This window comes from Martelella mediterranea (assembly GCF_004342225.1).
Lineage (GTDB): Bacteria > Pseudomonadota > Alphaproteobacteria > Rhizobiales > Rhizobiaceae > Martelella > Martelella mediterranea_B.
In genome coordinates, this window is the sequence record NZ_SMAR01000069.1 from 1 (window position 1) to 8,286 (window position 8,286).

Annotated in this window: 6 protein-coding genes and 1 pseudogene; 3 read left to right on the top strand and 4 right to left on the bottom strand. The window is 56.7% G+C overall.

The window, feature by feature from the left end:
• Positions 1 to 339: 339 nt before the first annotated feature.
• Positions 340 to 742 (bottom strand): annotated as a pseudogene (locus tag EDC90_RS21370) (IS5/IS1182 family transposase); the annotation flags it as partial.
• 106 nt (positions 743 to 848) lie between these two features.
• Between EDC90_RS21370 and EDC90_RS20100 the strand changes: the two are divergent.
• Entirely contained in the window at positions 849 to 1,175 is a 327-nt protein-coding gene (locus tag EDC90_RS20100; protein ID WP_132314303.1) for a plasmid mobilization protein, read from the top strand.
• Positions 1,176 to 1,219: 44 nt separating this feature from the next.
• Positions 1,220 to 3,154: a hypothetical protein gene (locus EDC90_RS20105; RefSeq protein WP_132314304.1), complete on the top strand. Its 1,935-nt coding sequence runs from the start codon at positions 1,220 to 1,222 to the stop codon at positions 3,152 to 3,154.
• A gap of 245 nt (positions 3,155 to 3,399) precedes the next feature.
• Here EDC90_RS20105 and EDC90_RS20110 read toward each other — a convergent pair whose 3' ends face one another.
• The 3 genes from EDC90_RS20110 to EDC90_RS20120 form a co-directional block, all read right to left on the bottom strand.
• Positions 3,400 to 5,559: an AAA family ATPase gene (locus tag EDC90_RS20110; protein ID WP_165972919.1), complete on the bottom strand. Its 2,160-nt coding sequence runs from the start codon at positions 5,557 to 5,559 to the stop codon at positions 3,400 to 3,402.
• A gap of 291 nt (positions 5,560 to 5,850) precedes the next feature.
• Entirely contained in the window at positions 5,851 to 6,909 is a 1,059-nt protein-coding gene (locus EDC90_RS20115) for a GIY-YIG nuclease family protein (protein WP_132314306.1), read from the bottom strand.
• A 338-nt stretch (positions 6,910 to 7,247) separates the two neighbouring features.
• Complete coding sequence (locus tag EDC90_RS20120; RefSeq protein WP_132314307.1) at positions 7,248 to 7,784, bottom strand: hypothetical protein; 537 nt, start codon at positions 7,782 to 7,784, stop codon at positions 7,248 to 7,250.
• A gap of 119 nt (positions 7,785 to 7,903) precedes the next feature.
• On the opposite strand from EDC90_RS20120, the gene EDC90_RS21595 reads away from it, so the two are divergent.
• Positions 7,904 to 8,056 carry a ribbon-helix-helix protein, CopG family gene (locus EDC90_RS21595; protein WP_132314308.1) on the top strand — a complete coding sequence of 51 codons (153 nt, stop codon included), beginning with the start codon at positions 7,904 to 7,906 and terminating at the stop codon, positions 8,054 to 8,056.
• Positions 8,057 to 8,286 lie beyond the last annotated feature (230 nt).

The window sequence follows — 8,286 nt, forward strand, 5'->3', positions numbered from 1 at the left end:
TCTTCGTCATCTCGATCTCCTAATTGATAAGATGAACCAGAAATCCTCCCTTATTCAAATCCTCAAATCTGTCCCACCGGCGCTGACGTCAGACACATCGCGACGACTTGCTGGGCCACGAGAGCAAAAGTATCGGAGCCAGCCGCTATGGAAGCGGGACCAGTGTGCAAAATCTTCAGATGGCCGTTAACGTCCTGCCGAGAATTGCAGCACTCGAGCCGCAATGCAAAACCAGGACTGACGTTTAGCAGGCGCCGACAATAGAAATGTAGGGTCGTGCGAGGCATTCTTGTTATTCTGCTTCAACAGCAAGGATGAACTTCATAATGAAGACGGGTCGCGCAGCTTCTTTAATTCCCGGCGCATGCGACGGAATTGACGCACATAACGGCCAACCCGAACAGAGGTCGCTTTGGCAAATCGCGTGTGGTTCTGACGAAAATCGATACCGAAGCGTTTGGCATGGCGGACCAAAAGCAGAAGCGCCTTGAGATAAAGCCATCCGCCCGTTGGGTAGGCTATTGCCTTTTGTTGCACCGTCGTATCCATCATGATGCGCTCCAACGATGACGGTCTGTCCGTACCCATACCCAGGATTGCGTCCACGCTCACCTTGAGCATCATGCTCGAACATTCCGTCCCGCCCGATCACCTTCCTCCAGCGCGTCATCGTGCTGGCATCGGTCGACATTTCCGTATGAGAGAATTCAAAACCACAGAAGGATTGCTCGTATGGTTTTCCTATCCAATTTTGTTTTTTCACAAAAATCGAGCACTTTTGATTCATCAAGGCGCCTCGCACGCCGGGGGTAAAATTCCCTGTGAACCGGAAAGTGAAGGATAAGATCATGGCTGGACGCCCAAGGAAAGCTGAAGCGGAAAAGAGCAAAAAGAGGGAAGTGTGGATTACAGATTGTCGTTGGGAGGAGATCCGTAAGGAGGCAAAGGCTGCCGGAATGACAATCTCAGCCTATCTCCGCCAGAGGCGTAGTGACCGCCCGATCAGCGCCAGGCAGGGATTGCTGATTATCGAAACCTTGCAAGGTATCCGGGATCGGCAGGATCATCTGGTCGATGTGATTGAGAGGAACGGCGGGAGTGCTGAAGTGCTGCAAGCACTTCTCCGACTGGAGCGTGCTTACGATCGTGTCGTTGACGGCTTGGTGTTCCGATGATCCTGGGATGGTCGCCGCATAGCGGAGCGGATCGGAGCAATCTTATGGCAGCGATCCGTTATCTGATCGCGCAGCGCGTAACCAAGGACATGAACGGGCAGCGCCTTTCTCTTCTCCGCGACCCTGCGCCGGAAGTCCTGATCAGTGACCCGCGGCTCGTGCTGGCTGCGATGCAGCTTCTGGAGACCAAGCATCGCTATTCGGTCGCGACCCTGTCCTTTGATCGCAGCGATATTGATGTCGCCGCATTCAATGCCGGTGATGCCGCCTCGCGAATGCAGGTTGGCCAGACATTGAACCTCTTCTTCCATGTGGCCTATGCCGGGCTGCCGCAGAGGGCCTGCCTTCATTCGCTTGTCGGCACGCACACGCATACCGGCCGACTGGAGGTGAACATCATGCTGCCGCGGGCGGTTTTGAAAGCAGATGGTAGCCCGCGCGCCTATAACGCCAATCCGCCCGGAAAAGTCAGCCGCAGCCTTTGGGATTCCTTTCGTGATACGGTCAATGGCCGTTTCGGGTGGGCAGACCCTCTTTCACCGCTGCGAAAGCGCGATTTCGCAATGACCGACAGGCAGCTAAAGCAAAGACGCGAGGCCGAGCGGAATGGCAATGATCCTGGCGCCGATATGGGTGACAGGATCATCGAGATTGCCGCAGCCCACCTCGATTATACCCGCATATTTTCGCGGGAAATGCTTCTTGATGCTATTGCGCCGGAGCTGTCTGAGCTCGGCATTCGCGTCAAACGCAAGAACCTTCGTAGGACAACGTTCACAGGCCCCGGTCTGGAACGTGATATCCGGCTGTCCGGCTATGCCTTTTCAGATTTCTTTCGCGAGGAAGACCCGCGACATAGCCTGTCGATGGGCGAGCGTCTGATCGAAAGAGCGGACGAGCTCCGGCGGGCGCCATCACTTTTGGCCGAGGGAATGGAAAGGCGTGCGGCGCTCAATCGGTCCCGGTTGCGGTACCACTATCCGGATACGGTGCTGGAACGGCCCGGTGATATTCTGAGCGGACCGGGGCTTTCACTGCCATCCTGCCATCAGAATCAACTGGCGCTTTCCGGCGCCTTGTTCAGGCAAAGGTCCAAAAGAGCCGCAAACCGTATCTGGACAGAACGGGACGGCGAGACAGCACCATGGTCGGAAGAGGTTCGGATATCGAGCGACCTCGATATTCATCGATCACCGTTGTCCGCAGACGCCAGATCAGCGGGAACGAACAAGATCACGCGTCGGATTGGAGAACTGTTCAGGCGTCTGCTCGGCCGCCTGATTGAACGGCAGGCGTCTCACCTTTTGGCGAAGTCGCTTTTGCGCCTTGATCAGGCACGGTGGAGATCCCTTGAAAAACGATTGGAGTCAATGAATGGAAAAGAGGAAGGAAGCGCAGGTGAACTGGGAGGAGCTCGGTCGGGACATCAAGCGCCTGACAGCGCTGATCGACCCGTTGGAAATGCTTTTGATGCAGGAGAAAAATCCGGATATCTCGGCCCGGATCGAGCGCTTCATAGACCAGATCCAGCGCGTGGCGGACCAGATGGATCGCGCGGTAACGGCGCTGGAGGCCGATCAGGAAACGCGGCGGAAAGTGAAGCATATCGAGACGCACATCCTGGCACAGGCACAAGATATATCGGCAATGAGAAACGATCTTTCAAAGGTGTTGACGGCGCTGGGCCAGCCGCTGGGAACGTAACAGAATTACCAACCCGGGCAGAGTTGATCCGGAGAGTGGCGGAGGCAGCGGCACAGCGCGGTCAACCCATGCCGCATGTCAATTTCGTTGTCTATCAGGGCCAGGAGATGCTTCGTGGACAGACCCCCGACGGCCATTTCCTATATGATGGAAGCCGCGTATTGGACATCGACCGCGACGGCCTTGTGCGTGAGTTGAGGGCTGAGGCAGCGGAGAAGGAAACGGCCTTAGAGGATCATGGTCCCGATCCCGCGCCTGACTTGCCGGAATTGTGATATCGGCTCTCTTGGGCAGGGTTAGTCCTCTTCGATTAATCTTTTTTCTTTCTTATTGGATTGGTTCCGCCTCTGGCGGAACATTCCAGCCCTTTGCCTGGCCGCGAAGCGGAGTACTGGCTGGAAGCAGCATGCGGGGACCGCATGCTGCTGCGGCATTGCCATAACGCCCTGGCGACGCCAGCGTCGCCAGGGCGTGACAAAACGGATGCCGCCTTCATTCCCTGAAGAAGAGGCACATGGTTTCAGCAGGATGTCTTTTCCTGGATGGGTACGTCAGCTCCTTTTTTCGTGTCATCTTCATCCGCCCTTGACGCGTCTTGGTGCTGCACTGAAGCCTTCGACTGTACGATGACATCGCTCAGGAGCTTTTGGAGCGGGCTGCCTGTTAGCTCACGTTCATGGACCAGGTCACGCGCCATCTGGGTCAGGATCTCCTGATGGGTCGCAAGGATAGCGGAGGCGTGTTGCTCCGCCTGCTCCAGGCGGACTCGAACGCGACGGCGCTGATCGGAATCACGCAAGGAGACGGTCGCGATATCGCCGAGCCAGGTTGGTCCGTGTTCACCGATACCAAAATTGGTGTCGATCCGCAGGGCCAGCGCTGTCGCCTGCTCGAGATCGGAGCCGACCGGTCCACCGGCGCCCGAAGACATATTGCCGAGGATCAGCATTTCTGCCGCACGGCCGGCCATCAGACAGGTCAGAGCGCTTTCGATATCGCAGATCCGCCCCTGGGTCGGCATGCGGTCGATGACGCTCTCGCCGCCATCGCCCAACAGCGCCACGCGCTGGACAGTTCCCATTCCCAGCGCCTGCGTGACAATGGCGTGGCCTGCTTCATGTACGGCGACACGCCAGTCGCGTTCCGGGTCCTGCGATGCCTGGGACGGAAACACACGCTCCAGATCGGCAAGCGAGAGCGCTCGATTTGCGGCGCGCGCCAGAGTTCGTGCCTGACGGACCCCGGCATCGATATCGGCTGCCGTCATTCCGGTGCTTCTGCGCGCCAGCGCATCCAGATCCGTAGCGCCCAGGCCGTCGTGCTCGAGCTTCTGGCGCAGCATGGAGAGGATTCCATCACGATCGGGCCGTGGCATCTCGATCTTCAGGTCGAAACGTCCGGCCCGCAACAGTGCCGGATCGAGTGCGTTCGGATCATTGCATGCGCCGAGAAGGATGACACCTTCGCTTTGCATAATCAGATCGATTTCTTCGAGCAGACCGTTGATGGCCTGTCGACGGTAAGATCGGGCATGCCCGTCATCATCGAAGCGACTTCCTGCACTGTCGATTTCATCGAGAATCAGGATTGTTGGTTTGCGCGCTCTGGCGTCGGCGCACGTCTTTCGCATGGCAGCGAGAAAATCTCCGAGGTGTCCTTTACTTTGCCATTCCGAGAAACTCGATTGCACGAAATACGCATCCGTGCTGTTGCCCATGGCGCGGGCAAGATAGGATTTTCCGGTTCCAGGCGGGCCATAAAGCAACATTGAGCGGATCATGTCCTGCCACTGACAGTCACCAGCCTGCCAGCGTTTCAGGTCGTCAACCATCATCCGGGCCGCTGCAAGTGCCGGTGCATGGCCGGAGATGTCGTTGAGTGTCGGACCGGCCTTCCGGTCAGAACGAGCGACGCTTTTCAATCGCACAAGGGCGGCGGCAGCAGTTGCCTCGCGTAGTGCAGCGCTGATGACGGCAAAGGGCGCGTCACTGATATCGTCCGGCAGTTGCGGCGCCGGATCGGCTTGTCCGTTGATACAGTCCGGATAGCGATGCCGGAAATGAGCGCTCATGATGTCCCTGTCCAAGCTCGCAAGACGAACAGGAGCAGGTAAGGCCGCTTGGAGGTCTGGGTTGAGACGGATCTCGTCGGGCACCAGGACCAGGGTCGGATATGCAAGATCGAGCGCATGGCGAATCTCCTCTTCGAGATCGCGGACCGCATGGCGCGCCGAAATGCTGTCGCCATCGGTTGCCGGCGCCAGCAGCAGGAAACCGTTCTCCGGCTGTTTCAGGAATGCAGGATCAGATGCCGCAAGGCGACCTGCCGGCATCATGACTGTTGTCATGATCCGCTTGATCATGCTGATCTCGCCGGGGCGCATGCCGCTCAGGCAGGTGAGCGCCCGGGGAGCCAGGACGCCGTCCTCGAACGCATTCTCGCTCTCCCAGGTTCTGGCAAGGCGCAGCGCCAGCGATACCGCCCGTTGCGGCAGGTCCGGCGGCTCGATGGACGGCGCTTCCGTTTTGTCAGGAATGTCGAGAGCGTTCTCATCCCATCTGTCGTGGTACTGCCGTTTGCGGCCGAGCTTTCCGGATGATGCGCCGTGAAGTTCGTCGAATTCAGGTGACACGCGCATTCTGGCAATGAGAGTTTCGGCATAGGTGATCCATGCGGTCATGATATACCTCTTGAGGCTTTGGGCGGGACGCTTCGAATCCGGAACGCTGCCATTCCGGAACGCGCGAGCAATCATCCGGAAAGTCCGCTTCAGGGAACCGAGGATTGCTCATCTGCTTTCCGGAATGACCTCCGACCTTGTTCCGGAATGCGACTGGGCGAAACCGGAATGGCCTGCGGGCGAATCCGGAAATCAGCCATTTCGAAGCGGCAATCCGGATTCAAGGACACTTCCGGTTACCTGTTCCGGAATGAAGCATTTCCGGGTGATTGAATGGAGATCCATTCCGGATCAGTTCTGCGTTCCGGAATTCGGCTTTCGGTTTTCGGCGGTGGATCTCACCTTTGCTGCGACCGTCTCCAGCAACGTCAGGATGTCCGGCAAGATCGCCGGCCGGTAGATCTCCGAGACGACATTGATCCAGCCGGCAAGTTCGCCTGTCGGGACAACGGCATCCGGAAAACGATGGCGGACCGTGTTATGGAGCTTCTTCTCGACCTTCTGCGCCTGATGCCCGGTCGGCATCGCCAGTTGGTGGAGGATCCGGGACGAGATCTTCTTGGAAAGCCCGAGCTGCCAATGAAGCCTGGATTCCGGATTTTTCGAGTAGCCCAATTTGATATAGGTGCCCTTGTCCGGAACAACGAACTCCATGACATAGATGCTGCTGGGCGCCGCTGACCAGACCTCTCCGCATCGAGCGCAGCCGAAACGGCCTGTCTCTAGGTTTGCGACCGCAATGCGTTGCTCGTGGCCACATCCCTCCTGGTGCCGGAACATGCGGTAATTTGCATTTCCCTCCGGATCCGGGCCGACGAGCGTCCAGCCCCGTTTTGTTGCCAATCCGGCAATCTTTGCCGTGTGGCATTTCGGGCAGCGGTAACCGGGGCGGCCGGGCACGCGACCGTTGCGAGCCAGACGCGAAACGCGTCCGAACTGCAATGAAACAACATGACCACAAGGCAATTTGTAGGATCCGTATTTGTGGTTCGTGTCATCCCGGCCGAGCAGCGTGTAGCCGCAGGCGGCAGCTTCCGTTTGGCGGCGATGGTCAAGGCAGGCAGCACATTGCGGCCGGGCCGTTCGAACGACGTAGGCTTTCTGAAACGTCTCGGCGCCGCAGGTCATGCACTCCAGCGCAACATGATAGCGGTCCCGTACGCGCCGGCTGATGATGAAGCCTTTTTCGATGGCGGCGATTTGCCACGCTTGCGGGATTTCGTCGTCCCAGGTGGTCCAGGCCGATGCCGGCACATGACGTGACCGATGAGGAACATGCAAACGACGACTGTGAGGACCGGCTGGCGGCATATTCTTGCGTGGTGATTGACGACGTGGATTGTTGGTCATGGGACTTCTCCCTGAAGCGCGGTAAAACAAGACAAAAGAAGGCATTCACCGGACCTGATGCCCGGTGGCCGTAATGTTTTGTGAAAGGGCGTTCGCAGCACTGCGGTAAAGCCAGCCAGACAAGCATGCCTTCGGATGAAGTCATCCGAGTGTTTCAGGCATGCGTTCCCCGAAAAGAGAAGCTTTCTCGGATCAAAGACAGACGAGATCATGGCACCATATGCATCTGAAACAGACGCAAGTGAGCGGCATCAATGGAAACCGTAAAACCATAATCCGGTTTCGTTTATCTGTCCTGGAAAAGCAGCGTTATAAAAGCGAACGCAAGGATCTGTGGATCAGGCCGGTATTGCGGCAGTATCCCCAACGTGTCGATCGTCACTGGCGAACCGATTCGGATGAAACAGTGCAAGTGCCTGAACCGAAACCAGATGGCTAAAGCCCTCGCTCAGCAACTGCTGTGCCTGCTGCCCTTCTGACGTCACAGCATTAAAATGCAGAATATCTGGCAGACAGACGGCTTTAACACGTGCTGCGGATGCTTCAGGCGCAGTTTCGGAGCCGAAAATATCCATCAATGCCGCAGAAAACTGCAGCAATGCGTCATCGCCTTCTGAAAGAACCGGTAGATACTGCAGAACGGTCAGAGCATTCGTGACATGATCGAGTGCATCTTCTGCATCGCGCAGCCATTTAGCATAGGCCGGGTCGAAAACATCAGAGACGCCGTCGATTTCCTGCTCTGCCGCGACGAAATGCTCAAGCCGTGCCAGCATCGCTGAGAACAGCAAAGCGACCGGGGAACTTGTCAGTGAAGATGGAAAATATGAGTCTTCATTCGCCGCGGGCGGCGTGTTAGGAGCGTGTTTAGCCATTTGAACCTCTGTGTCAGGTTTGAGTGGTCAGAGCGATGGCAAAGAGTTGGCGCTCTTGCCATCGTTCGCTTAGTGTGACATCACAGACTCTATGATGTCAACACAAAGGGAGCAAAAAAATGCCCGCACCCAAACGCGGTAACCCACCGCTCACAATCCGTGTTTCTGAAGAGCTCCTCAAAAAGATCGATAACCGCCGACGTGATGAAGACGACATACCGACGAGGCCGGAGATGGTCAGACGTATATTAGAAGCGTATTTTGAGGAATAACGATCGACCACTTTCATTCTTTATAACTTAATTTCAGTCTTGGACTGTCATTTTCTTGGTTTGTAAGCCCGCTAAGGGCTGCTAAGAGCTTTGAATGACTTAGAGCTAAGGCAAGCCTTTAATAATGCGATGTCGGATTTTAACCGGACAACAGATACGATCAGGATACATCATTCCATGAGTGTCAAATTCGGAACCAGTGGACTTCGGGGTCTTTCTTCCGATCTCGT